The organism is Streptomyces macrolidinus (assembly GCF_023887685.1).
In the GTDB taxonomy this organism is placed as follows: domain Bacteria; phylum Actinomycetota; class Actinomycetes; order Streptomycetales; family Streptomycetaceae; genus Streptomyces; species Streptomyces macrolidinus.
Genome location: NZ_JAMWMR010000002.1, coordinates 298239 through 322390 on the forward strand (window position 1 = coordinate 298239; position 24152 = coordinate 322390).

Consider the following 24152-nt stretch of genomic DNA (forward strand, 5'->3'; position numbering starts at 1 on the left):
TCCCGCTCCCCCGCGCCCCATGACGGCCCCATATCATCGGGCTTCATGGGAGATGCCCGATTTACCGTCGAACGGGACCATGCATCCAGGCCGGGCGACGGGGCGCGAGTGTCCGGTCACGCGTCCCGGCGGGCCGCCGCGTGCGCCGTCTGGTACCTGCGCGCCGTCATGTTCGTCAACTTCCTCTCCGCCGTGTGGGTTTCCCTCGGGCAGGACGTACGGCGCCACAACCAGGAGGACCTCTTCACGCCGTACCTGCTGACCGCGGGCTTCGCCTCCGGCGTGTTCACGCTCTTCCTCGCCGTCACCATGCGGCGGCGCAAGCGTGCCGCCTGGATCCTCAACCTCGTGCTCAGCGGGTCGTTCCTGCTGCTGTTCGCCTTCGCCATGTCGTTCCCGGAGATCCGGCGGTACGCGCAGAACTGGATCTCCCTGCTGCTGACCGCGGGCTTCGTCGCCGCGCTCCTCGTCGGACGGCGGGAGTTCTACGCCAAGGGCGACCGGGCCAACCCCCGGCTCGCCGTCGCCGTCGCGGCCGGTGGTCTGCTGGTCTCCTCGCTGCTCGCCGCGCTCCTGGTCACCGCCACCAACACCTCGCCCCTGGCGGAGCGTTCGACCTTCCTGGAACGCTGGCGCTACGGCACCCTGCGGCTCGTGTCGGTCGCCGTCGACGACTCGCACTATCTCGGGATCTCCACGCCGGGCTGGGTCAACGTCACGATCAACGTCTGCAGCACCCTGCTCTTCCTCGCCGTCCTGTACGCCGCCTTCCGGTCCCGGCGCGCCGTCGACCCGATCAGCGAGGACGACGAGAAGAAGCTGCGGGAGCTGCTGGAGGGACACGGCGAGCGGGACTCGCTCGGCTACTTCGCGCTGCGCCGGGAGAAGAGCGTGATCTGGTCGCCGACCGGCAAGGCGGCGGTCGCCTACCGCGTCGTCGGCGGGGTCTCCCTCGCCTCCGGCGATCCGCTCGGCGACCCGGAGGCCTGGCCGGGCGCCATCGAGCCCTGGCTCGCCGAGGCACGCGCGCACGGCTGGATCCCCGCCGTGATGGGCGCGAGCGAGGAGGCCGGGACCGTGTACGCGCGCCACGGCCTGGACGCGCTCGAACTCGGTGACGAAGCCATCGCGGACGTCGGCGAGTTCACCCTGGAGGGACGGGCCATGCGCACCGTCCGCCAGGCCTACAACCGCGTGAAGCGCGCCGGGTACACGGTCAGCGTCCGGCGCCACGCGGACATCCCGGCCGACGAGATGGCGTACCTGGTGAAGAAGGCCGACGACTGGCGCGACGGGGCCACCGAGCGCGGCTTCAGCATGGCCCTGGGACGGCTCGGCGACCCCGAGGACGGGCAGTGCGTCATGCTCGCCTGCACGGACAGGGACGGCGAGTTGCGGGCGCTGCTGTCCTTCGTGCCCTGGGGCCCGCACGGGCTCTCGCTCGACCTCATGCGCCGCGACCGGGACGCCGAGAACGGGCTCATGGAGTTCATGGTGATCGAACTGCTGCGCCGCGCCGGGGAGATCGGCATCACCCAGGTCTCCCTCAACTTCGCGATGTTCCGGTCCGTCTTCGAACGGGGCGCGCGGCTGGGCGCCGGGCCGGTGCTGCGGACCTGGCGCTCGCTGCTCAGCTTCTTCTCCCGCTGGTGGCAGATCGAGTCGCTGTACCGGGCCAACGCCAAGTACCGGCCGATCTGGGAGCCCCGGTTCCTGCTCTTCGAGAAGAGCGCGGACCTGCTGCGCATCGGTATCGCCTCGGCGCGCGCCGAGGGCTTCCTGGAGGCGCCGGGGCTGCCGAAGTGGCTGCACCGCAAGCACCTTGCCTCGCACAGGTGAGGCGCCTCGTCCGGCGGGTCCGCGCCGAGTGGGGACCGCCGTACGCGACGGTGCGCGAGGCCCTGCTGCGGCGGCGGGGGCGGGCGGTCCCGATGACGCTCGCGGCCGTGTGCCTGACCTCGGTCCTGCAGTTCGTGCAGAACCAGTCCTGGGGCTTCCGGTTCGTGCAGAACATCGGGTCCGTACGGGCGGAGGAGCCGCTGTGGCTGGCCCTGCTGCGCACCCCGCTGTCGTTGTTCGTCCCGGCCCTCGACCTGCCGGTGTGGGGGGCGTTGCTCCAGATCCTCGCGGTGTTCGGCCTCGCCGAGATCTGTCTGGGCTGGTGGCGCACGCTGGCCATCGCGTACGCCACCACGCTGGCCGGCACGCTGTACGCGCGCGTGGGCACCGGACTCGACCCGCACCATCCGCTGGGGCTGCCCGCGACGGACGCGCAGGTCGTCGACACCGGCCCGTCGGCCGCGGTGATCGGGCTCGCCCTGTTCCTGTGCTGGCGCTACCGGGCCCCGCTCACCGCGGGGGTGCTGAGCGCGGCCATGGCCGGTGAGGTCGCGCTGAAGGCGAACCTCGCGGGCAAGGAGCATCTCGCCGCGATCGGGGCGGTGCTGGTGCTGTGCGGGGCCTCGGCGCTGCGGCGGCGCCTGCGGCCGGCGGCCCGGGTGGACTGCGCGCCGGATCCGCCGCCGGTCCGGCCCTGACGTGCGGGTACGGCGGTCGCGTACCCTTCGGCCGTGTTCACGACCCCGCCCTTGCACGGCCTCCGCTTCGCCTTCGGCACGCTCACCGTCCTCCCGGTCCGGGTGACCCGCTGGGACCGGGAGACGGCACGCGGCGGGATGCTGTGCGCGCCCCTGGCCGGGATGGTGGTGGGCGCGCTCGCGGCCCTGCTCGGCGCGGGCCTGCTCCTGCTGGGCGCCGGGCCCTTGCTCGCCGCCGTCGCCACCGTCGCCGTACCCGCCGCCCTCACGCGCGGGCTGCATCTCGACGGGCTCGCGGACACCGCGGACGGGCTCGGCAGCGCGAAGCCCGCCGAAGAAGCGCTGCGCATCATGAAGCGGTCGGACATCGGGCCGTTCGGCGTGGTCACGCTGGTGTTCGTGCTGCTGGCGCAGGTGGCGGCGCTCGCGCAGGCCTACGGCGGCTCCTGGGCGCGCGGCGCGCTCGCCGCCGTCGTCTCGGCCACCACGGCCCGACTGGCCCTCACGCTGGCCACGCGCACGGGCGTCCCGGCCGCCCGGCCGGAGGGGCTCGGCGCCGCGGTCGCGGGCGTGGTCCCGCTGCGCGGCGCGCTCGCGGTGGCCGCCGCGGTCGTCGTGGCGGCGGCGGCCGGGGGCGCGCTGCCGGGCACGTACGGCGTGGTGCGTACGGCGACGGCGGTGCTGCTCGCACTGGTCGCCGCCCACCTTCTGCTGCGCCACTGCACGCGCCGCTTCGGCGGACTGACGGGAGACGTGTGCGGCGCGGTGGCCGAAACCGCCGCCACAGCAGTGCTGGTGGTGCTGTCGCTGAGCTAGTACCCCTGCAAGCACGCGAGTTGACCGGGTGACGACGTACTAGTCTGACGCACCGATCACTCACTGTTCTCGGGGGGAACCTGTGCAGAAGACGCGTCGCATCCTGGCGTGGTGCATCGACTTCGCTCTGGTCGTCGCGGCGGCCTCGGCGCTCGCCGTACTGACCTTCCACCGCATATCCGGCCTCTTCACCGACGTGCCCGAACTCGCCACCCGCAGCGGCCTGGACCTGCTCACCTCGCGGGGCGACGTCGTGAACACCTCCGAGAGCGTCGGACTGTTCCTGTGGAACAAGGCGCTGGGCTACGTGGAGCAGGGCTTCGTCCTGCTGGCGCTCGCCACGTTCCTCTACCAGTGGGGCTCGCTCGCCCTCGCCGGGCGCACCCTGGGCAAGGCGCTGACCGGCTTCAAGGTCACCCCGAGTTCGGTCGGCCGGACCGCGCTGCGGGCGGCCGTGACGACGATCGCCGACGTGGCGGTGTACGCCCTGGCCTGTGTGCTGCTGGTCGAGGGCGAGTTCCTGCTGTCGGTGCTGGTGTGGGCGCTGGCCGTGGTGGTGTTCTTCCTGAACACGCTGCCCGTCCTCGCCCGCAGCCGCCGCTCGCTCGCGGACCGGGTGGCCGGGACGACGGTCGAGAGCCTGCGCCTGCGCAGGACCGCCGCCGTGCCCCCGCCGTACACCCCGCAGCCCCCGTATCCCGCGGCCTGAAGTCCCTTGCCCGGCACGGCCGCTGAGGCACGGCGGCCACCGCGCCACGGCACGACGGGCACCCGGACCGATGAGAGAACCGGCCGGTCCGCGTAGGCTCGTGCCGGGTGTTCTGCTGCCCCAGGTGGAAACCGCGCCGCACGAGGGTTCTAGTGTCGGTTCCCGGGCTGGTCGACCCCATCCGTTCGGCCACCGAGACTCAATCGGCCACCGAAACTCAATTGGAAGCGAGATTTCACCACCGTGACTGCTCTCACTCTCAGCACCGCCGCGGCGGCCGGCCTGCGGGCCGACGCGATCGTGGTCGGTGTCGCGAAGGGCGCTCAGGGCCCGGTCGTCGCACCGGGCGCCGAGACCGTGGACGAGGCGTACGACGGCAAGCTCGCCGCCACCTTGGAGACCCTGGGCGCCACCGGCGCCGAGGGCGAGGTGACGAAGCTGCCCGCGCCCTCCGGCTTCAAGGCGCCCGTCGTGGTGGCGGTGGGCCTCGGTGCCGAGCCCGGCGAGGACGAGGCGTACACCGCCGAGTCGCTGCGCCGCGCCGCCGGTAACGCCGCCCGCGCGCTGGCCGGTGCCCAGAAGGCCGTCTTCGCCCTGCCGCTCGTCGAGGCCGCCGACGCCGCTGCCGTCGGCGAGGGCGCGCTGCTCGGCGCGTACGCCTTCGACGCGTACAAGGAGACCGCCAAGAACGGCAACGGCAAGGCCCCGCTCGCCGAGGTCGCCCTGCTCGGCGGCAAGCCCCGCGACAAGGAGTACAAGGCGGCCGTCGAGCGCGTCGTCGCCGTCGCGGAGGAGCTGAACCGCGCCCGCGACCTCGTCAACACCCCGCCCAACGACCTGAACCCGGCGGCCTTCGCGGCCCTCGCGCAGACCGCGGGCAAGGAGCACGGGCTCACGGTCCAGGTGCTCGACGAGAAGGCGCTGACCAAGGGCGGCTACGGCGGCATCCTCGGCGTCGGCGCCGGCTCGGCCGCCGGTCCCCGCCTGGTGAAGCTGGCGTACCAGCACCCCGAGGCGGACAAGCACCTGGCCTTCGTCGGCAAGGGCATCACCTACGACTCGGGCGGCATCTCCCTCAAGCCGGCCGGTCACAACGAGACCATGAAGTGCGACATGGCCGGTGCGGCGGCGGTCTTCGCCGCGGTCGTGGCCGCCGCGCGCCTCGGTCTGAAGGTCAATGTCACCGGCTGGCTCGCGCTGGCCGAGAACATGCCCTCCGGCTCGGCCACCCGCCCCGGCGACGTGCTGCGCATGTACAGCGGCAAGACCGTCGAGGTGCTCAACACGGACGCCGAGGGCCGGCTGGTCCTCGCGGACGCGCTGTGGGCCGCCTCGGAGGAGACCCCGGACGCGATCGTCGACGTCGCGACGCTGACCGGCGCGATGATGGTGGCGCTCGGCAACCACACCTTCGGGATCATGGCGAACGACGACGCGTTCCGCACCGCGATCCACGAGGCCGCGGAGGAGTCCGGCGAGGACGCCTGGCCGATGCCGCTGCCCGAGCACCTGCGCAAGGGCATGGACTCCCCCACCGCGGACATCGCCAACATGGGCGACCGGATGGGCGGCGGCCTGGTCGCCGGTCTGTTCCTGAAGGAGTTCGTCGGCGAGGGCATCACCTGGGCCCACCTCGACATCGCGGGTCCGGCCTTCAACGAGCAGGCCCCCTTCGGCTACACCCCCAAGGGCGGCACCGGCTCGGCCGTACGCACGCTGGTCCGGCTCGCGGAGCTGACGGCGGCGGGCGAGCTGGGCTGATCCCCATCACCGCGCGCCGGAGGGGGTCACGTACGGATATCCGTACGTGACCCCCTCCGGTCGTTTCGAATTTCGCCCTCGACGAAATCCGTCGGTACGTCCACGCCCGCGACCTTCGCACGTGATGGATCCGACGTCCCAGACTCCGGCCCGGCGTCCATTCCACCGCCGACAAGTGCGAAGATGGGCCTCGGCAGGACAGGGCCCCACCGAAGGGCCGAAGCAAAGCGGCCGGACACAGCCGTTCCGACCGGTCACCGCAGACCGGGCGTGGCGCACATGCATGGAGGACGTGACGTGGCGAACGACGCCAGCACCGTTTTCGACCTAGTGATCCTCGGCGGCGGTAGCGGCGGTTACGCCGCGGCCCTGCGCGGGGCGCAGCTTGGCCTGGACGTCGCCCTGATCGAGAAGGACAAGGTCGGCGGTACCTGCCTGCACCGGGGATGCATCCCCACCAAGGCTCTGCTGCACGCGGGCGAGGTCGCCGACCAGGCCCGCGAGAGCGAGCAGTTCGGTGTCAAGACCACCTTCGAGGGCATCGACGTACCGGCCGTCCACAAGTACAAGGACGAGGTCGTCTCGGGCCTGTACAAGGGCCTTCAGGGTCTGATCGCCTCCCGCAAGGTGACCTACATCGAGGGTGAGGGCCGGCTGTCCTCCCCGACCTCCGTCGACGTGAACGGTCAGCGGATCCAGGGCCGCCACGTCCTCCTGGCGACGGGCTCCGTGCCGAAGTCGCTGCCGGGCCTGGAGATCGACGGCAACCGCATCATCTCCTCCGACCACGCCCTCGTCCTGGACCGCGTGCCGCAGTCCGCGATCATCCTCGGCGGCGGTGTCATCGGAGTCGAGTTCGCCTCGGCCTGGAAGTCCTTCGGTGCCGACGTCACCGTCATCGAGGGTCTGAAGCACCTCGTGCCGGTCGAGGACGAGAACTCCTCCAAGCTGCTCGAGCGCGCCTTCCGCAAGCGCGGGATCAAGTTCAACCTCGGCACGTTCTTCCAGAAGGCCGAGTACACCGAGACCGGTGTCAAGGTCACCCTCGCCGACGGCAAGGAGTTCGAGGCCGAGGTCCTGCTCGTCGCCGTCGGCCGCGGCCCGGTCTCCCAGGGCCTGGGCTACGAGGAGGCCGGGGTCGCCATGGACCGCGGCTACGTCCTCGTCGACGAGTACATGCGGACGAACGTCCCGACCATCTCCGCGGTCGGCGACCTGGTCCCGACGCTCCAGCTCGCGCACGTCGGCTTCGCCGAGGGCATCCTGGTGGCAGAGCGTCTGGCCGGTCTGAAGGTCGTCCCGATCGACTACGACGGTGTCCCGCGGGTGACGTACTGCCACCCGGAGGTCGCCTCCGTCGGTATCACCGAGGCCAAGGCCAAGGAGATCTACGGCGCGGACAAGGTCGTCGCGCTCAAGTACAACCTGGCGGGCAACGGCAAGAGCAAGATCCTGAAGACCGCGGGCGAGATCAAGCTCGTCCAGGTCAAGGACGGTGCCGTGGTCGGCGTCCACATGGTCGGTGACCGCATGGGCGAGCAGGTCGGCGAGGCCCAGCTCATCTACAACTGGGAGGCGCTGCCGGCCGAGGTGGCCCAGCTCATCCACGCCCACCCGACCCAGAACGAGGCGCTCGGCGAGGCCCACCTGGCCCTGGCCGGCAAGCCCCTCCACTCCCACGACTGACCCTCAGTCTTCGGGCGCGACGACACAGACTTCCGCAATTCGTAAGGAGAAACCGAAACCATGGCGGTTTCCGTAACCCTTCCGGCGCTCGGTGAGAGCGTCACCGAGGGCACTGTCACCCGCTGGCTGAAGGCCGAGGGCGAGCGCGTCGAGGCCGACGAGCCGCTGCTCGAGGTCTCGACCGACAAGGTCGACACCGAGATCCCGGCCCCCGCCTCCGGCGTGCTGTCCTCCATCAAGGTCGCCGAGGACGAGACCGTCGAGGTCGGCGCCGAACTGGCCGTCATCGACGACGGCACGGGCGCGCCTGCCGCGGCTCCGGCCCCGGCCGCCGCCGAGGCCCCCGCTCCCGCCCCCGTGGCCGAGCCCGCCCCGGCCCCGGTCGCCGAGGCCCCCGCCGCCCCGGCCCCGGCCCCCGCCGCTGCTCCTGCCGGTGGCGCGCAGGGCACGGACGTGGTCCTGCCCGCGCTCGGTGAGTCCGTCACCGAGGGCACCGTCACCCGCTGGCTGAAGTCGGTCGGCGACACCATCGAGGCCGACGAGCCGCTGCTCGAGGTCTCGACGGACAAGGTCGACACCGAGATCCCGGCGCCCGCCTCCGGTGTGCTGCTGGAGATCGTGGTCGCCGAGGACGAGACCGCCGAGGTCGGCGCCAAGCTGGCCGTCATCGGCGCTCCGGGTGCCGCTCCGGCTCCGGCCGCCCCGGCCGCACCCGCTGCCCCGGCTCCGGCTCCGGCTCCGGCTCCGGCCGCTCCCGCCGCTCCGGCCCCGGCCCCCGTGGCCCCGGCCGCGCCCGCGCCGGTCGCCCCGGCCGCCCCGGCTCCCGCCGCGGAGGCCACGGACGAGGGTGCGTACGTCACCCCGCTGGTGCGCAAGCTCGCCGCCGAGAACGGTGTCGACCTGGCCACCGTCAAGGGCACCGGCGTCGGCGGTCGGATCCGCAAGCAGGACGTCATCGCCGCCGCCGAGGCCGCGAAGGCCCCCGCCGCTCCGGCTCCGGCCGCCGCCCCGGCCGCCGCCGTGCCGACGGCCCGCAAGGCGCCGGTCCTGGAGGTCTCCCCGCTGCGCGGCCAGACCGTCAAGATGCCGCGCATCCGCAAGGTCATCGGCGACAACATGGTCAAGGCCCTGCACGAGCAGGCCCAGTTGTCCTCGGTGGTCGAGGTCGACGTGACCCGCCTGATGCGCCTGCGCGCCCAGGCCAAGGACTCGTTCGCGGCCCGTGAGGGCGTCAAGCTCTCCCCGATGCCGTTCTTCGTGAAGGCGGCGGCCCAGGCGCTGAAGGCCCACCCGGTCATCAACGCCCGGATCAACGAGGCCGAGGGCACGATCACCTACTTCGACACCGAGAACATCGGTATCGCGGTGGACTCCGAGAAGGGCCTGATGACTCCGGTCATCAAGTACGCCGGTGACCTCAACATCGCCGGTATCGCCAAGGCCACGGCCGACCTGGCGGGCAAGGTCCGGTCCAGCAAGATCACCCCGGACGAGCTGTCCGGCGCGACCTTCACCATCAGCAACACCGGTTCGCGCGGCGCGCTGTTCGACACGATCATCGTGCCCCCGAACCAGGTCGCGATCCTCGGCATCGGCGCCACGGTCAAGCGCCCGGCGGTCATCGAGACCGAGGAGGGTACGGTCATCGCCGTCCGCGACATGACGTACCTGACGCTGTCCTACGACCACCGTCTGGTGGACGGCGCCGACGCGGCCCGTTACCTGACCGCGGTCAAGGCGATCCTGGAGGCGGGCGAGTTCGAGGTCGAGCTCGGTCTGTAGCCCCTTCCGGCCGGTACGGTCGCAGGACGCCCCCGCCCGGGAAGTTCCGGGCGGGGGCGTTCGTACGCGTGGCTCCCCAGGGCGTGTAAGCCTCGTCTCACCTGCGCGGAAGCGCCCCCGCGCGCCCTACCGGATCCGCCGGGCAGCCGTATTGTCTAAACGGCAACCGCGCCCTTAAGGAGCCCTCATGACCGCGCCCGTCGTCCACTCGCTGCGCGAACAGATCCGCGAGCACATCGTGGAGGGGATCGTCAGCGGGCGCTGGAAGCCGGGCGAGCGGATCGTGGAGCGGCGGATCGCCACCGAGCTGGAGGTCAGCCAGACCCCGGTCCGTGAGGCGCTGCGGGAGCTGGAGTCGCTGCGGCTGATCGAGTCGGCGCCCAACAAGGGTGTACGGGTACGGAATCTGACCGCGGCCGACCTGGAGGAGAGCTACCCCGTACGAGCCGGTCTGGAGGCCATAGCGGCCGAACTCGCGGCCGAGCGGCTGGCGGAGGACTGCTCGGCCCTGGAGCCGCATGTGGCGGCGCTGTACGACGCGGACCGCAAGGCGGACGGCACGGCCCAGGTGCGGCACACGGTCGCCTTCCACCGTGAGCTGGTACGGGCGGCCGGGAACTCGGTGCTGCTGCACACCTGGGAGGGGCTGGGCATCGAGGTGTTCACCGCCCTGTCGATCCGCTGGCTGGGCACGGTGCAGCAGTCGTACGCGGAGGAGCACGAGGAGCTGGTGGCCGCGTTCCGCCGCCAGGACCCGAGGATCGCGGAGATCGTGAAGGCCCATGTGCTGGGGTGCGCGCCGCGCGCCTGACAGCCGAGCGCTCGGGCGCTCATCCGCAGGCTCGGACGCAGGCCCGGACGCGGGCTCACCTGCGAAAGCCAGATCACGAAGCGGCACGCGGTGCCCTCTTCGAAGGCACCGCGTGCCGACTTTCGCGAAATCAAAGGGTTTTACCCCCACCCCCTTTGATCGATCATCGATCAGGGGGTTACAGTCACGAGGGCTTCACCGAGCCTCACGCCCTGTCCTGCCAAAGACCAAGGGCAACCCCACCCCTTACCGATGAGGGAACCCCCTTCGACTGAGGAAGGCGGCGACATGACCGACCCCAACGCCATCCAGCCGAGCGAGCTCGACCAGCTCCCGGACCGCGACCCCGAGGAGACCGCCGAATGGCAGGCCTCCCTGGACGCCGTCGCGAGGGAAGCCGGGCCGCATCGTGCCGCGTATCTGATGCGCCGCACACTGGAGCGTGCCGAGGGCGCCGGCGTCGCGCTGCCCAAGCTGCTCGAGACCGACTACGTCAACAGCATCCCCACCGCCGCCGAACCGGCCGTGCCCGGTGACGAGGCGATGGAACGCCGGATCACCGCGTGGAACCGCTGGAACGCGGCGGCGATGGTGACCCGTGGCAGCAAGTACGGCGTCGGCGGCCACATCGCCACCTTCGCCTCCGCGGCCTGGCTCTACGAGACCGGCTTCAACCACTTCTTCCGGGGCAAGGAGGGCGACGGCTCGGGCGACCAGCTCTACATCCAGGGCCACGCCTCCCCCGGTATCTACGCCCGTGCCTTCCTCGACGGCCGGCTGAGCGAGCAGCAGCTCGACAACTTCCGCCGGGAGTCCGACGGCGACGGCCTGCCGTCGTACCCGCACCCGCGGCGTCTGCCCTGGCTGTGGGAGTTCCCGACGGTGTCGATGGGCCTCGGCCCGCTGTCCGCCATCTACCAGGCGCGCTTCAACCGCTATCTCACCCACCGCGGTGTCAAGGACGTCTCGGGCTCGCACGTCTGGGCCTTCCTCGGCGACGGCGAGATGGACGAGCCGGAGTCGACGGCGGCGATCACGCTGGCCTCGCGTGAGGAGCTGGACAACCTCACCTTCGTCATCAACTGCAACCTGCAGCGTCTCGACGGCCCGGTGCGCGCCAACTTCAAGGTCGTGCAGGAGCTGGAGGGCCGCTTCCGCGGCGCCGGCTGGAACGTCATCAAGACGCTGTGGGGCTCGGCCTGGGACGAGCTGTTCGCCCTCGACACCGCGGGCGCGCTCGTCCGGCGGCTGCGCGAGGTGCCGGACGCGCAGGTGCAGACGTACCAGACGCGCGACGCCGCCTATATCCGCGAGGACTTCTTCGGCTCGGACCCGGCGCTCGTCGAGATGGCGAAGCTGCTGAGCGACGACAAGATCCTCGAGTGCTTCCACCTCTCGCGCGGCGGCCACGAGGCCCGCAAGGTCTACGCCGCGTACAAGGCGGCCCTGGAGCACAAGGGCGCGCCGACCGTCATCCTGGCCCAGACCGTCAAGGGCTTCACGCTCGGCGAGGGCTTCGCGTCGAAGAACGCCAACCACCAGATGAAGAAGCTGACGGTGGACGAGTTCAAGACGATGCGCGACCTGCTCGAACTGCCCATCTCGGACAGCCGGTTCGTCGACGGTGTGGTGCCCTACGGCCACCCGGGCGCCGACTCCCCCGAGGTCCGCTACCTCCAGGAGCGCCGCGCGGCCCTCGGCGGCCCGGCCCCGGCCCGCCGGGTGCACCCGGTGGCGCCGCTGCCCGCCCCGGCCGAGAAGGCGTTCGCCGCCTTCGACAAGGGCTCGGGCACGCAGAACGTGGCGACCACGATGGCCTTCGTCCGCCTGGTCAAGGACCTCGTCCGCGACAAGGAGACGGGCAGGCGCTGGGTGCCGATCGTCCCGGACGAGGCGCGCACCTTCGGCATGGAGAGCCTGTTCCCCTCGCTCGGCATCTACTCGCCCAAGGGCCAGACGTACGAGCCGGTCGACCGCGACCAGTTGATGTACTACAAGGAGGCCACGAACGGCCAGATCCTCAACGAGGGGATCACCGAGGCCGGTTCGATGGCGGACTTCATCGCGGCGTCGACGTCGTACGCGACGCACGGCGAGACGATGATCCCCTTCTACATCTTCTACTCGATGTTCGGCTGGCAGCGCACGGCCGACCAGATGTGGCAGCTCGGTGACCAGCTCGGCCGCGGCTTCCTCGTCGGCGCCACGGCCGGCCGCACCACGCTGACCGGTGAGGGCCTCCAGCACGCGGACGGCCACTCCCCGGTGATCGCGGCCACCAACCCGGCGGCGCTGACGTACGACCCGGCGTTCGCCTACGAGATCGCGGTCATCGTCAAGGAGGGTCTGCGCCGGATGTACGGCGAGGCCGCCGAGGGCGAGGACCAGAACGTCTTCTACTACCTCACCGTCTACAACGAGCCGCTGCCGCAGCCCGCCAAGCCGGTGGTCGCCGGTATCGACGAGGGCATCGTCAAGGGCCTGTACCGCTTCAACACGGCGGAGTCGGCGGGCCTGTCGCCCGTGTCCCCCAAGCTCTCGACCTCGCTCGAGCAGGGAGGTACCCCCATCGCCCCGCGGATCCAGTTGCTGGGTTCGGGTACGGCGATCCACTGGGCGCTCGACGCGCAGCGGATGCTCGCCGAGGAGTGGGGTGTCGCGGCGGACGTGTGGTCGGCGACGTCGTGGGGTGAGCTGCGGCGCGACGCCATGGAGGCGGACGCGGCGCTGCTGGAGGGCGAGGAGCGGGTGCCGTACATCCGCCGGGCGCTCCAGGGCGCCGAGGGCCCGGTCCTCGCGGTCTCCGACTACATGCGCCAGGTCCCGGACCAGATCGCGCAGTGGGTCGAGCAGGACTACTCCTCGCTGGGCACCGACGGCTTCGGTCTCTCCGACACCCGTGAGGGGGCCCGCCGCCACTTCGGTGTGGACGCCGAGTCGATCGTGATCGCGGCCCTGGCCCAGCTCTCCCGGCGGGGCGAGCTGAAGGCCACGACCGTGAAGGAGGCGCGGGAGCGCTACGGCCGCTGAGGCCACTGACGGTCCGAAGGGGTACGGCATCGCGCCGTACCCCTTCGCCGTCTTCCGGTCACCGCTCCTGACGGGCGAACGTTGCCTGCCACGGCACCAGGCCTCACGGGCGTCGACCCGCGCTCCCGCGTCCGGCTCGTCTCCAGCAACGGCCCGGCGAGTCCGTGTGGTGCACGAAGACCGCGATGACCCGGTCGTCGTAGCGCGGCGGCGGCCGGGTGCGCCCGCTGTCCCGCGCCCAGATCTCGCGCGGCACGATGCGGGGCACCGGCGCGAGGACGACGGCAAGTCCAGGCAGACAGCCGAACGTCAGCGGAACGGCTCCGGGAATCCGTACCGGACGTCTCTTCCGTGCCCGGCGCCTTCGTCGGATGACACGCATGGGCCCACTGTCCGGTCCTTTCGCCGCGCCCGCGATGTGCGTTGTGCCACCTGGTGGAACCATCGTCCGGGTACGGCACGTCTCTCCCTCGAGGTCCGAGAAAGGTGGCTTCGTGAACCTGCTCGACATCCTGCTGCTGCTGGTGATCCTGGCCTACGCGGCGTCCGGCTACCGGCGCGGGCTGGTGGCCGGCTGTGTCTCGCTGGCCGGCTTCGTGGGGGGTGCCGTCGTCGGTGTGTGGATCCTGCCGTGGGTGATGAACCTGGTGACGCGGGGGACGACGACGGCGACGGTGACCGCCGTGTTCACCGTGCTGGTTCCGGCGGTCGTGGGCCACGCGCTGGCCGGCCGCCTCGCGTTCAGACTGCGCCGTGAGCTGGACCGCGGGCCGCTGCGCGTGCCCGACGGCATCGGCGGGGCCGCGGCGAACACGGTGGCCGTGCTGATCGTCGCCTGGGTGGCCGCGAGCGTGCTGGGCGCCTCCTCCTCGCCGCTGCTCACCCAGTCGATCCGGGAGTCCCGGCTGCTGGGCACGGTGCAGCACGCGATGCCGGACACCACCCCGACCTGGTTCTCGCGCGCCACGTCCGCGCTCACCCAGGCGGGCTTCCCGCAGGTCTTCAATCCGTTCGAGAACGAACCGGCGACCGCGGCGGCCAAGCCCTCCGGGGACAGCGTCACGGCGAGCGCGGAGAACGCGGCCCGGCTCAGCACGGTCAAGATCGAGGGCGCCGTGGGCACGGAGGGCCGCGAGGGAAGCGGCTTCGTGTACGCGCCGCAGCGGGTGATGACCAACGCCCATGTGGTCGCGGGCATCGCTCACCCGTCCGTACGCGTGGGCGGTGTCGGTCCCGCGTACCCGGCCCGGGTGGTGCTCTTCGACCCGGGCCGGGACGTCGCCGTGCTGTACGTGCCCGAGCTGCGGGCGCCCGCCCTGCGCTTCTACGACGGCGCGTCGCGCGGCTCCGCGGCGGTGGTCGCGGGCTATCCGCAGGACGGCGGCCTGACGCTGCGGGCCGCCACGGTCGCGAACCGGATCCGCGCCACGGGCCAGAACATCTACAACACCGGGACCGTCACCCGCGAGATCTACTCGATCCGCTCGACCGTCCTGCCCGGCAACTCCGGCGGCCCGCTGCTGACCACGGACGGCAGGGTCTACGGGATGGTGTTCGCCCGCTCCACCTCCGACGAGGAGACGGGGTACGTGCTGACGGCGGACGAGATCCGCGCGGACGCGCGGCGCGCGGCGACCGCCACGGCCCCGGTGGACACGGGCGAACTCATCACGTCCTGAGCGTCACCGCCGCGGGCTCGTCGCGTCACACAGGGAGCGGCCCATCAGGACGTCGTCGACGTACTCGCCGTCGAGCAGGAACTCCTCGGGCAGGACGCCCTCGACCGCGAAGCCCTCCGACTCGTAGAGCCTCCGGGCCGGGGTGTTGTGCGCGAGGACGCGCAGGGTGAGGCGCCGCGCGCCCAGCCTGCGGGCCTCGTCCTGGGCGGCCCGCAGCAGCGCCCGTCCGACCCCGGCTCCGCGCGCCTCCTCGGCGACCGCGAGCCCCTGGATCTGGCGGACATGGGCGTTGCACGCCAGCGAGGTCGGGAACGCCAGCGTGATGTAGCCGACGACGGCGCCGTCGAGTTCGGCGACGAGGTAGTCCCGGGGCGCGTGCCGCCCGTCGAAGAAGGGCGGGTAGGGCGGCTCGGGGCGCGGCAGGACGGCGTGCAGCGGGGACCAGGTGGCGCGGTCGAGTCGGCTGAGCGCCTCCTCGTCGTCGAGGGCGGCGTGCCGTATGTGCGGAGCATGCATGGGCGGCACTGTAGGGCAGGTGCCCGAAGACCCGCCCGGGGATTACCGGCACCCCGGTGGCACGGCCGGGCGCATGCGACCGCCGTGCGACCGTGCCCCTGTCCGTGCGCGACGTGTCCGGCGCGGCGCCGGACCTACGCTCGACCCCGACTCGGGTATTGCAGAAGCCTGTTGGGGGCATGACGTCCCCACCGGCCGCACAACCTCGAAGGAGGGGCACGTGCTAGAGCCCGTGTACCAGGCGGACGTCGTCATCGTGGGGGCCGGGATCGCCGGTCTCACGGCGGCCCACCAGCTCATCAGCGCAGGAGTGTCGACCACGGTGGTGGAGGCGGCTTCCTGCGCGGGCGGGCGCATGTCGACCGAGAAGGTCGACGGCTTCCGGCTCGATCGGATCGGGCAGTTCCTGTTCACGTCGTATCCCGAACTGCGCCTGACCCCGGGGCTGGACGCACTGGTGCTGCGTCCCTTCGCCCCCGGAGTCCTGGTGCACAGCGAGGGGCGCCACCGTCGTGCGGGGGCCGCCCCCGCGGGAGGGGGCGCGGGGAGCGCACGGAGCGCACTCAGCGCCGTACGCGCCCTCGCAAGCGCCCCCCGCGCAACTTCCGCGCTGGGAACGGACGGTGGGACGCCCGCCGTAAGGCCGCCAGGGGGCCGTACGGCCGGGCCACGCACCGCCCGCGCGAGGGCCGGGGTGCCACGGCCCGGTGTCCCGCTCGGCGGCGCCATGGACCAGGCCCGCCTCGGCGCGGCGCTCGCGCGGATCGCCGCCACACCCGTGGAACGGCTGCTGGCCCGGCCGGAGTCGACGGCGCACCGCGCGCTTCCGCTGCGCGGGATCTCCGCGCGGACCGTCGACGGGTTCCTGCGCCCGCTGCTGGCCGCCCTGTTGAGCGACCCGGAGCTGACCACGTCCAGCCGCTGCGCCGACCTCGCGCTGCACACCTTCGCGAGCGGCCGGCTGTGCGTGCCGGAGGGCGGCGCGGAGGTCGTACCGGAACTGCTGGCGCGGGCGCTGCCGCCGGGCACGGTGCGCACCGGGGTCCGCGCGACCGCCGTCTCCACGACCTCGGTGACCACCGCCGACCACGGTGAACTGCGCTGCCGTGCCGTGCTGGTGGCCACGGACGCGCGCGCCGCCGCCGAGCTGCTGCCCGGTCTGCGCGTACCGGACTTCCATCCCGTCACGGTCGTCCACCACACCATGGACGAGCCGCCGCCGATCGGCGCGTCCCTGCTGCTGGACGCGGAGCGCGGCGGCCCGGTGGCGCACACGGCGGTCGCCAGCGAGGTGGACCCCTCCCGCGCTCCGGCGGGCCGCGCGCTGGTCTCCTCCACGGTGCTCGGGACGCCCCCGGACGACGTGGACGAGGTCGTACGGGCCCATCTGGCGCGGCTGTACGGCACCTCGACCGCGCGCTGGGAGACGCTCGCCGTGCACCGCACCGAGCGGGCCGTCCCGGCGATGCGCCCGCCCTACGATCTGCGCCGTCCGGTGCGCCTGCTGGCCGGGCTGTACGTGTGCGGGGACCACCGTGACACGGGCACGGTCGAGGGCGCGCTGCGCTCCGGGCGCCGGGCGGCGTCGGCCGTTCTGACGGACCTGGGCGCGGGCCCCCTCCACGCGGTGGACCCGCTGCCCACGGCCGCCTGAGGGCGCGAGAGTTCGGACAGGGCCTACTGCAACGCGGCGACCCGATCGCGGTATCCGCGGACGGGCGCCGCGTCCTTGTACGGCTCCAGGCGGCGCTCGAAGTCCCGTACGTACTCCACCGCCCGTACCGACCGCATCTCCGCGGCCTGCCCGGCGGCCTCGGCCGCGAGCTGGCAGGCCTGGTCCAGCTCGCCGAGGCCGAGCCGGGCCGAGGCGAGGACGACCCGGCAGAACAGCCTGCTGCGGGCGTAGCCGGGGGCGCGCAGCCGGAGCGAGCGCTCGGCGTGCTGGACCGCGGCCCGGTACTGCTGCAGGTCGCGGTGGCAGTGGGCGAACTCGTCGGCGAGCTGCGCCTCGTCGAAGAACTTCGCCCAGTGCGGGACGTCGTCGCCGGGCCGGGCGGACTCCAGGGCCCGCTCGGCGCGCACGAGCGAGGCCGTGCAGGAGCGGACCTCGCCGAGCACGCCGTGGCCGCGCGCCTCGACGGCGTGCTGGAGCGCCTGGACGACGGGCGGCGCCGAGGTGCCCGTGCCCTGCTGTGCCACGCGCGCCAGTTGCACGGCTTCCCGCCCATGGCCGAGGTAGACGGCCTGGCGGCTCATGGTGACCAGCACATACGCGCCGTACGTCCGGTCCCCGGCGGCCTGCGCGAGCCGCAGCGCCTGGACGAAGTAGCGCTGGGCGAGGCCGTGGGCCGCGATGTCGTACGAGGTCCAGCCCGCGAGCCGGGTCAGATCGGCCGTCGCCGCGAACAGGCGGCGGCCCGTCTGCTCGCCGTACGTGCCGCGCAGCATCGGCTCGGCCTCGTGCTCCAGATAGCGCACGAGGGCCTGGCGGGCATGGCCGCCGCCGTAGGCGTGATCGAGGGCGCGGAAGAGCTCGGCGACCGAGCGCAGGGCGGCGATGTCGCCGCCGGTCACCTTCTGGCCGGGGCCGCGCTCGGACTGGCTGCGCTGGCGGGGCACCAGGGGGCGGCCCTGCGCGGGGAGGCGGGGAGCCGTCGCCTCGCTGCGGGCCACGCTTTCGTCGGCGCGGCCGATCAGCCAGTCCCGGCTGGGCACGACGAGCCCGGCCGCGGTGAAGGCGATCTTGCGCAGTTCGGCATGGCTGCCGGAGTCCTTGCGCCACAGCCCGCTGACGATGTCGACGGCCTCTTCGGGGGTGGCCGCGAACTCCAGGCCCGCGTAGACCGGGGCGCAGGCGTCGAGCCCGAGGTCCTGCGCGGTGAGCCTGCGTCCGAGCCGCCGGGTGAAGACCTCGGCGATGAGCGCGGGCGTGGTGCCGCGCGGCTGCTGCCCGCGCAGCCACCGGGTCACGGACGTCTTGTCGTATCTGAGGTCGAGCCCGTGTTCGAGGCCGAGCTGGTCGACGCGACGGGCGAGACCTGCGTTGGAGAACCCCGCTTCTGCGATGAGCGCGGCGAGCTGGCGGTTGGGGGGGCGCTGCGCGGGTCGTTCCGTCATCTGCGGTGCGGTCTCCTGCCTTTCGGGCCTCGGCGGCGGCCTCGGGGAGGGGCAGGTGCCTCCCCGACGCGGCCTCGCTACCCGGATCGCCTGTGAACAGCCCTGATGGCCTCGTGGACGGCGTGAATGTAGCGGAGAGTGAGCAACCGATTGCAGCCTTCCAGGCCTATTCATCCGATCGTGTGAGGATTAGCTGTCCGGCTGACGGAGACGAGGCAGGGCGGCCGGAATTCCGCCGCCCCGGCGGGACGTACAGTGGCGTGGGCGCCTTTCGCGCCTTACGAACGTCTAGGGAGGCACGTGCCGTGGGTGAGTTCCGATTCGTCCGCATGGGGTTCGGGGCGGAGGCCGTCGAGTACCAGCGGGCCTGGGACGAACAGCGCCGGGTGCACGCCGCCCGCTTCGCCGACGAGATCCCCGACACCTGCCTGCTCCTGGAGCACCCCCCGGTCTACACGGCCGGCCGGCGCACCGCGGACGACGAGCGCCCCCTGGACGGCACCCCGGTCATCGACGTGGACCGCGGCGGCAAGATCACCTGGCACGGCCCGGGTCAGCTCGTCGGCTACCCCATCCAGAAGCTCCCGCGCCCGGTCGACGTCGTCGCCCATGTCCGCCGTATCGAGGAGGCCCTGATCCGCACGTGCGCGGAGTTCGGCCTGGAGACGACGCGCGTGGAGGGCCGCAGCGGCGTATGGGTGCTCGGGGACCCGGTGGAGCGGCGTCCCGCCCTCGGCGGCCTCTCCCTGGACTTCGACCCGCGCCTGACGGACGAGGAGTTCGACCCGCGGCTGAACGGCCCCGAGTACGCCCCCTCCAACGCCGGTCAGCGCCGCGAGGACCGCAAGCTCGCCCAGATCGGCATCCGGGTCGCCAAGGGCGTCACGATGCACGGCTTCGCGCTGAACGTGAACCCCGACACCACCTGGTTCGACCGGATCATCCCCTGCGGGATCCGGGACGCGGGCGTCACGTCCCTGGCGAGCGAGCTGGGGCGCGACGTGACGATCGCCGAAGTGGTCCCGGTGGCGGAACGGCATCTGCGGGACGTGATGGAGAGCGCCGAGCCGAAGCCGCGGGAGACCGAGCAGGCATCCGCGTAACGACGCCGCCGCACCCTGGCCGTGAGCGGACGGAAGGCGGGGAATACACCCCCGCCTTCGAAGGTTGCTCACACGCCGGGCCGAGAATTGCCCAGGGCGTACCCTGAGGTACGCCGACGAATCGAAAGCTACAGGGAGCCGACGTGTCCGCAGTCGCACCCGACGGACGCAAGTTGCTGCGCCTGGAGGTCCGCAACAGCCAGACCCCCATCGAGCGCAAGCCCGAGTGGATCAAGACCCGGGCGAAGATGGGTCCCGAGTACACGAAGATGCAGAACCTCGTGAAGGGCGAGGGGCTGCACACGGTGTGCCAGGAAGCCGGCTGCCCGAACATCTACGAGTGCTGGGAGGACCGCGAGGCCACCTTCCTCATCGGCGGCGACCAGTGCACCCGCCGCTGCGACTTCTGCCAGATCGACACCGGCAAGCCCGAGGCGCTCGACCGTGACGAGCCGCGCCGCGTGGGCGAGTCCGTGGTCACCATGGACCTGAACTACGCCACGATCACGGGTGTCGCCCGGGACGACCTGGCGGACGGCGGAGCCTGGCTGTACGCCGAGACGGTCCGGCAGATCCATCAGCAGACCGCCGGACGCGAGGGCGGCCACACCAAGGTCGAACTCCTCGCCCCCGACTTCAACGCGATCCCCGAGCAGCTCGAAGAGGTCTTCGCCTCCCGGCCCGAGGTCTTCGCGCACAACGTCGAGACCGTCCCGCGGATCTTCAAGCGCATCCGCCCCGGCTTCCGCTACGAGCGCTCGCTGAAGGTCATCACGGCGGCCCGTGACTACGGCCTCGTGACCAAGTCGAACCTGATCCTCGGCATGGGCGAGACCCGCGAGGAGGTCGTGGAGGCGCTGCGCCAGCTCCACGAGGCGGGCTGCGAGCTGATCACGATCACGCAGTACCTGCGCCCGAGCGTCCGCCACCACCCCGTGGAGCGCTGGGTCAAGCCGCAGGAGTTCGTGGAGCTGCAGGAGGAAGCCGAGCGGATCGGCTTCTCGGGCGTCATGTCCGGCCCGCTGGTGCGCTCCTCGTACCGCGCCGGGCGCCTGTACCGGATGGCCATGGAGCAGCGCGAGTCGAGCGCCGTCTGACGCCCCGCCGAAGACTGGCACTCCGTGCCACGTGAATGGTCTGTGAATCGGCTCACAAGTGATTACCACCGAGTAGTAGCCAGTCGACGCGGCCCTGACGGTCCCCCCGGTCGAGGGACCCCGTCAAGGCCGCGTCAGGCGTTTCGTCCCCCGTATCAAGGCTTCATCAGCGTTTGACCGGTCGGTCACGCCCTGGTAACACCGAACCGTGAGCCTGGTCGTACGCGCCGTTCCGGCCCACAGCCGCCGATCCGAGGGGGGACCCCCGTCATGCAGGCCGCGCCCATTCGAGCCACCGCGATCCCGTCCTTCGCGGGTGCACTCCGTGCCATCGAGTCGCTGCTGCTGGGAGGCGGCCAGCGGACCGCCCGGCAGAACGCCTGGACCTCCGTCCTGGAGGACCGCCGCCGCGCCAAGGACCGCGTCGAGGCACAGCGCGTTCTCGACGCCGCCGCACCGCATGCGTGACCGCCGCTCCCTTCCTGCGAAGATCCGGCACTGCCGTCGAAGACGGTTCCCGGGCCACGTAGACTTCGTGACATGGCGAGGAAGGAAACTGCAGCGGACGCTGCTGAAGCGGGGCGACTGAAGCAGATCGCCCTGACCTACAAGATGACCCGCAAGGCCGACCCCAAGATCGGTCTTGTACTCGCGGCGGTCGGAATCGTCACCCTCGGTGTCTTCCTCGCGATCGGCTTCTTGATCGGTCACCCCATCTATCTCGGCATCCTGGGCCTCCTGCTCGCCTTCCTCGCGACGGCGATCGTCTTCGGACGCCGGGCCGAGCGTGCCGCCTTCGGGCAGATGGAGGGTCAGCCGGGTGCCGCCGCGGCGGTCCTGGACAACATCGGCCGCGGCTGGACGACGACCCCCGCGGTCGCCATGAACCGCAGCCAGGACGTGGTGCACCGCGCCGTCGGCAAGGCCGGCATCGTGCTGGTCGCCGAGGGCAACCCGAACCGGGTCAAGAGCCTGCTGGCCGCCGAGAAGAAGAAGATGGCGCGCATCGTCGCGGACGTGCCGGTGCACGACGTGATCGTCGGCACGGGCGAGGGCCAGACCTCGCTGAAGAAGCTCCGTACGACGATGCTGAAGTACCCCCGGGTGCTGACCGGCCCGCAGGTGACCGCGACCAACGACCGGCTGCGCGCCATGGGTGACCTGCTGACCAACATGCCGCTGCCGAAGGGCCCGCTGCCCAAGGGGATGCGGATGCCGCGAGGCGGGCCGAAGGGCCGCTAGACCCGACCGACTCCGATGCGTACGCCGATGGGCCGTCCTGGAACCTCAGATCCAGGACGGCCCATCGGCGTATGCGCAGGCGCTGGGGGCGCGGCGTCAGATCCTGACCTCGACCGTGCCCGCCAGCCGGTCGTGCAGCCCCCTGCCGTCGCGGTCCCAGACCAGCGCGGGCACCGCGAGGAACAGCAGGACCGTCCGCAGCAGGGCGCGCAGCGGGTTGACGCGGCCGGTGCTCAGCGTGACCACCCGCAGGCCGAACAGCCGCTTGCCCGGCGTGAACCCGAGGGACCCGACGGTGAGCACCATCAGGACGAGGAGGGTCAGGGGCGCCCAGACCTGGGCCGCGTCGTGGTAGCTGTCGGCGATCAGGCCGTACGCGATCAGGAGGCACAGGCCCCAGTCCACGGCGAGGGCGCCGATCCGGCGGCCGGGGCGGGCGATCGAGCCCGGCCCCTCCTCCGGCAGACCGAGCTGCTCGCCCCGGTATCCGAAGTCGGCCCCGGCCTCTTCCATGGCCGCGCGGGGGCCGGAGAGCCACGATCCGAGTGCTTGCCTGTTGTCCACCCGTCCACGGTACATGCGCCCGATTCGGGGGCCGTACACGCGGGTCGTGAGGGAAGAGGCTGGTTAACCTGAGAGAAACAATCGGGTCACGCTGGAGAAATCACCCCTCCCTATCGTCGGCCCCAGCGTGTGCCACTCGCTTCTGCCGTACGAACACTGCCGCACGAACTGTCTACCGACCCGGCCGGTCAGGGCCGGGAGTAGGAGGAGCCGGATGTTCCAGAACGCCGACGAGGCCAAGAAGTTCATCGCGGACGAGGACGTCAAGTTCATCGATGTCCGCTTCTGCGACCTGCCGGGAGTGATGCAGCACTTCACGGTGCCGGTGGAGGCGTTCGACCCGGACGAAGAGCTCGCCTTCGACGGCTCCTCGATCCGTGGCTTCCAGGCCATCCACGAGTCCGACATGGCGCTGCGTGCGGACCTGTCGACCTCCCGGGTCGACCCCTTCCGTCGCGACAAGACCCTGAACATCAACTTCTTCATCCACGACCCGATCACGGGCGAGCAGTACTCCCGTGACCCGCGCAACGTGGCGAGGAAGGCGGAGGCCTATCTCGCCTCCACCGGGATCGCCGACACCGCGTACTTCGGCCCCGAGGCCGAGTTCTACGTGTTCGACAGCGTCCGCTTCAAGACCGCCGAGAACGAGTCCTTCTACCACATCGACTCGGAGGCCGGTGCCTGGAACACCGGGGCGCTGGAGGACAACCGCGGGTACAAGGTCCGCTACAAGGGCGGCTACTTCCCGGTCCCGCCGGTCGACCACTTCGCCGACCTGCGCGCCGAGATCTCCCTGGAGCTGGACCGGGCGGGCCTGAAGGTCGAGCGCCAGCACCACGAGGTGGGCACCGCCGGGCAGGCCGAGATCAACTACAAGTTCAACACGCTGCTCGCCGCCGCCGACGACCTCCAGCTCTTCAAGTACCTTGTGAAGAACGTCGCCTGGCGCAACGGCAAGACGGCGACGTTCATGCCGAAGCCGATCTTCGGCGACAACGGCTCGGGCATGCATGTGCACCAGTCGCTGTGGAGCAACGGCGACCCGCTGTTCTACGACGAGGCCGGTTACGCGGGGCTGTCGGACATGGCCCGCTACTACATCGGCGGCATCCTCAAGCACGCTCCGTCACTGCTGGCCTTCACCAACCCGACGGTGAACTCCTACCACCGGCTGGTGCCGGGCTTCGAGGCCCCGGTGAACCTGGTGTACTCGCAGCGCAACCGCTCCGCCGCGATGCGTATCCCGATCACGGGCTCCAACCCGAAGGCCAAGCGCGTGGAGTTCCGCGCCCCTGACGCCTCCGGCAACCCGTATCTGGCGTTCTCGGCGCTGCTGCTGGCCGGGCTCGACGGCATCAGGAACAAGATCGAGCCCGCCGAGCCGATCGACAAGGACCTCTACGAACTGGCCCCCGAGGAGCACGCGGGCGTCCCGCAGGTCCCGACCTCGCTCGACGCCGTGCTCGACCGGCTGGAGACCGACCACGAGTTCCTGCTCCAGGGCGATGTGTTCACGCCCGACCTGATCGAGACGTGGATCGACTACAAGCGCGCCAACGAGATCGCACCCCTCCAACTCCGCCCGCACCCGCACGAGTTCGAGCTGTACTTCGACGTGTGATCCGACCAGCTCCGTACGTCCCGTACGAGCCCCGTCCCCACCTCCGGGTGGCGACGGGGCTCCGTCGTTCACGGGAGT

The 24152-nt window shown here is 71.6% G+C and carries 19 protein-coding genes and 1 pseudogene; 16 read left to right on the forward strand and 4 right to left on the reverse strand.

The window, feature by feature from the left end; all coding sequences use genetic code 11:
* Positions 1-45: 45 nt before the first annotated feature.
* From NGF19_RS03545 to aceE, 9 genes are all read left to right on the forward strand, one after another.
* Entirely contained in the window at positions 46-1839 is a 1794-nt protein-coding gene (locus tag NGF19_RS03545) for a phosphatidylglycerol lysyltransferase domain-containing protein (protein ID WP_252422071.1), read from the forward strand.
* Positions 1836-2537 (forward strand): hypothetical protein, encoded by a 702-nt coding sequence (locus NGF19_RS03550; protein WP_252422072.1) that lies wholly within the window; start codon positions 1836-1838, stop codon positions 2535-2537. The genes NGF19_RS03545 and NGF19_RS03550 overlap by 4 nt, the downstream gene beginning before the upstream one ends.
* 33 nt (positions 2538-2570) lie before the next feature.
* Complete coding sequence (locus NGF19_RS03555) at positions 2571-3353, forward strand: adenosylcobinamide-GDP ribazoletransferase (RefSeq protein WP_252422073.1); 783 nt, start codon at positions 2571-2573, stop codon at positions 3351-3353.
* Positions 3354-3435: 82 nt separating this feature from the next.
* The gene (locus NGF19_RS03560; protein ID WP_252422074.1) at positions 3436-4062 is read left to right on the forward strand and encodes an RDD family protein; all 627 of its coding nucleotides are present in this window, start codon (positions 3436-3438) and stop codon (positions 4060-4062) included.
* Between the two features lie 243 nt (positions 4063-4305).
* Positions 4306-5823, forward strand: coding sequence for a leucyl aminopeptidase (locus NGF19_RS03565; protein WP_252422075.1), 1518 nt, complete (start codon positions 4306-4308; stop codon positions 5821-5823).
* A gap of 297 nt (positions 5824-6120) precedes the next feature.
* On the forward strand, positions 6121-7509 hold the full coding sequence (gene lpdA, locus NGF19_RS03570; protein WP_252422076.1) for a dihydrolipoyl dehydrogenase: 1389 nt from the start codon (positions 6121-6123) through the stop codon (positions 7507-7509).
* 60 nt (positions 7510-7569) lie between these two features.
* The gene (gene sucB / locus NGF19_RS03575; protein WP_252422077.1) at positions 7570-9291 is read left to right on the forward strand and encodes a 2-oxoglutarate dehydrogenase, E2 component, dihydrolipoamide succinyltransferase; all 1722 of its coding nucleotides are present in this window, start codon (positions 7570-7572) and stop codon (positions 9289-9291) included.
* A gap of 187 nt (positions 9292-9478) precedes the next feature.
* Positions 9479-10102, forward strand: a complete 624-nt coding sequence (locus NGF19_RS03580) for a GntR family transcriptional regulator (protein WP_252422078.1) — start codon at positions 9479-9481, stop codon at positions 10100-10102.
* Between the two features lie 288 nt (positions 10103-10390).
* Positions 10391-13132, forward strand: a complete 2742-nt coding sequence (aceE, locus tag NGF19_RS03585) for a pyruvate dehydrogenase (acetyl-transferring), homodimeric type (RefSeq protein ID WP_252422080.1) — start codon at positions 10391-10393, stop codon at positions 13130-13132.
* Positions 13133-13286: 154 nt separating this feature from the next.
* Here aceE and NGF19_RS03590 read toward each other — a convergent pair.
* Positions 13287-13643, reverse strand: a pseudogene (locus NGF19_RS03590) (hypothetical protein); the annotation flags it as partial.
* Here NGF19_RS03590 and NGF19_RS03595 point away from each other — a divergent pair.
* On the forward strand, positions 13627-14811 hold the full coding sequence (locus NGF19_RS03595; RefSeq protein WP_252422082.1) for a MarP family serine protease: 1185 nt from the start codon (positions 13627-13629) through the stop codon (positions 14809-14811). The pseudogene NGF19_RS03590 and the gene NGF19_RS03595 sit on opposite strands and share 17 nt — an antisense overlap.
* A gap of 3 nt (positions 14812-14814) precedes the next feature.
* On the opposite strand, the gene NGF19_RS03600 is transcribed toward NGF19_RS03595, so the two are convergent.
* A complete protein-coding gene (locus tag NGF19_RS03600; RefSeq protein WP_252422084.1) occupies positions 14815-15327 on the reverse strand; it encodes a GNAT family N-acetyltransferase in 513 nt (170 codons plus the stop codon).
* 220 nt (positions 15328-15547) lie between these two features.
* On the opposite strand from NGF19_RS03600, the gene NGF19_RS03605 reads away from it, so the two are divergent.
* The gene (locus NGF19_RS03605) at positions 15548-16981 is read left to right on the forward strand and encodes an NAD(P)/FAD-dependent oxidoreductase (RefSeq protein ID WP_252422085.1); all 1434 of its coding nucleotides are present in this window, start codon (positions 15548-15550) and stop codon (positions 16979-16981) included.
* Between the two features lie 23 nt (positions 16982-17004).
* Here the strand turns inward: NGF19_RS03605 and NGF19_RS03610 are convergent, their stop codons facing one another.
* Positions 17005-18444, reverse strand: a complete 1440-nt coding sequence (locus tag NGF19_RS03610; protein WP_252422086.1) for an NsdA family TPR-like regulatory protein — start codon at positions 18442-18444, stop codon at positions 17005-17007.
* A gap of 305 nt (positions 18445-18749) precedes the next feature.
* Here NGF19_RS03610 and lipB point away from each other — a divergent pair, with 305 nt between their 5' ends.
* The 4 genes from lipB (at position 18750) to NGF19_RS03630 (ending at position 21886) form a co-directional block, all read left to right on the forward strand.
* Positions 18750-19547: a lipoyl(octanoyl) transferase LipB gene (lipB, locus tag NGF19_RS03615; RefSeq protein ID WP_252422087.1), complete on the forward strand. Its 798-nt coding sequence runs from the start codon at positions 18750-18752 to the stop codon at positions 19545-19547.
* A gap of 143 nt (positions 19548-19690) precedes the next feature.
* Entirely contained in the window at positions 19691-20644 is a 954-nt protein-coding gene (gene lipA, locus NGF19_RS03620) for a lipoyl synthase (protein ID WP_252422088.1), read from the forward strand.
* Between the two features lie 270 nt (positions 20645-20914).
* Entirely contained in the window at positions 20915-21112 is a 198-nt protein-coding gene (locus NGF19_RS03625; protein WP_252422089.1) for an SCO2195 family GlnR-regulated protein, read from the forward strand.
* 72 nt (positions 21113-21184) lie between these two features.
* Positions 21185-21886 carry a DUF4191 domain-containing protein gene (locus tag NGF19_RS03630; protein ID WP_252422090.1) on the forward strand — a complete coding sequence of 234 codons (702 nt, stop codon included), beginning with the start codon at positions 21185-21187 and terminating at the stop codon, positions 21884-21886.
* 96 nt (positions 21887-21982) lie between these two features.
* On the opposite strand, the gene NGF19_RS03635 is transcribed toward NGF19_RS03630, so the two are convergent.
* A complete protein-coding gene (locus tag NGF19_RS03635; RefSeq protein ID WP_252422091.1) occupies positions 21983-22450 on the reverse strand; it encodes an RDD family protein in 468 nt (155 codons plus the stop codon).
* A gap of 214 nt (positions 22451-22664) precedes the next feature.
* Here NGF19_RS03635 and glnA point away from each other — a divergent pair, with 214 nt between their 5' ends.
* Positions 22665-24074 (forward strand): type I glutamate--ammonia ligase, encoded by a 1410-nt coding sequence (glnA, locus tag NGF19_RS03640; protein WP_252422092.1) that lies wholly within the window; start codon positions 22665-22667, stop codon positions 24072-24074.
* The last annotated feature ends 78 nt before the right edge of the window (positions 24075-24152 follow it).

Bases quoted from the DNA above. Each gene is read 5' to 3' on its own strand.
- NGF19_RS03545 (WP_252422071.1), top strand. From the start codon at position 46: ATGGGAGATGCCCGATTTACCGTCGAACGGGACCATGCATCCAGGCCG.
- sucB (WP_252422077.1), top strand. From the start codon at position 7,570: ATGGCGGTTTCCGTAACCCTTCCGGCGCTCGGTGAGAGCGTCACCGAG.
- NGF19_RS03580 (WP_252422078.1), top strand. From the start codon at position 9,479: ATGACCGCGCCCGTCGTCCACTCGCTGCGCGAACAGATCCGCGAGCAC.
- aceE (WP_252422080.1), top strand. From the start codon at position 10,391: ATGACCGACCCCAACGCCATCCAGCCGAGCGAGCTCGACCAGCTCCCG.
- NGF19_RS03600 (WP_252422084.1), bottom strand. From the start codon at position 15,327: ATGCATGCTCCGCACATACGGCACGCCGCCCTCGACGACGAGGAGGCG.
- NGF19_RS03610 (WP_252422086.1), bottom strand. From the start codon at position 18,444: ATGACGGAACGACCCGCGCAGCGCCCCCCCAACCGCCAGCTCGCCGCG.
- NGF19_RS03625 (WP_252422089.1), top strand. From the start codon at position 20,915: ATGCAGGCCGCGCCCATTCGAGCCACCGCGATCCCGTCCTTCGCGGGT.
- NGF19_RS03630 (WP_252422090.1), top strand. From the start codon at position 21,185: ATGGCGAGGAAGGAAACTGCAGCGGACGCTGCTGAAGCGGGGCGACTG.
- glnA (WP_252422092.1), top strand. From the start codon at position 22,665: ATGTTCCAGAACGCCGACGAGGCCAAGAAGTTCATCGCGGACGAGGAC.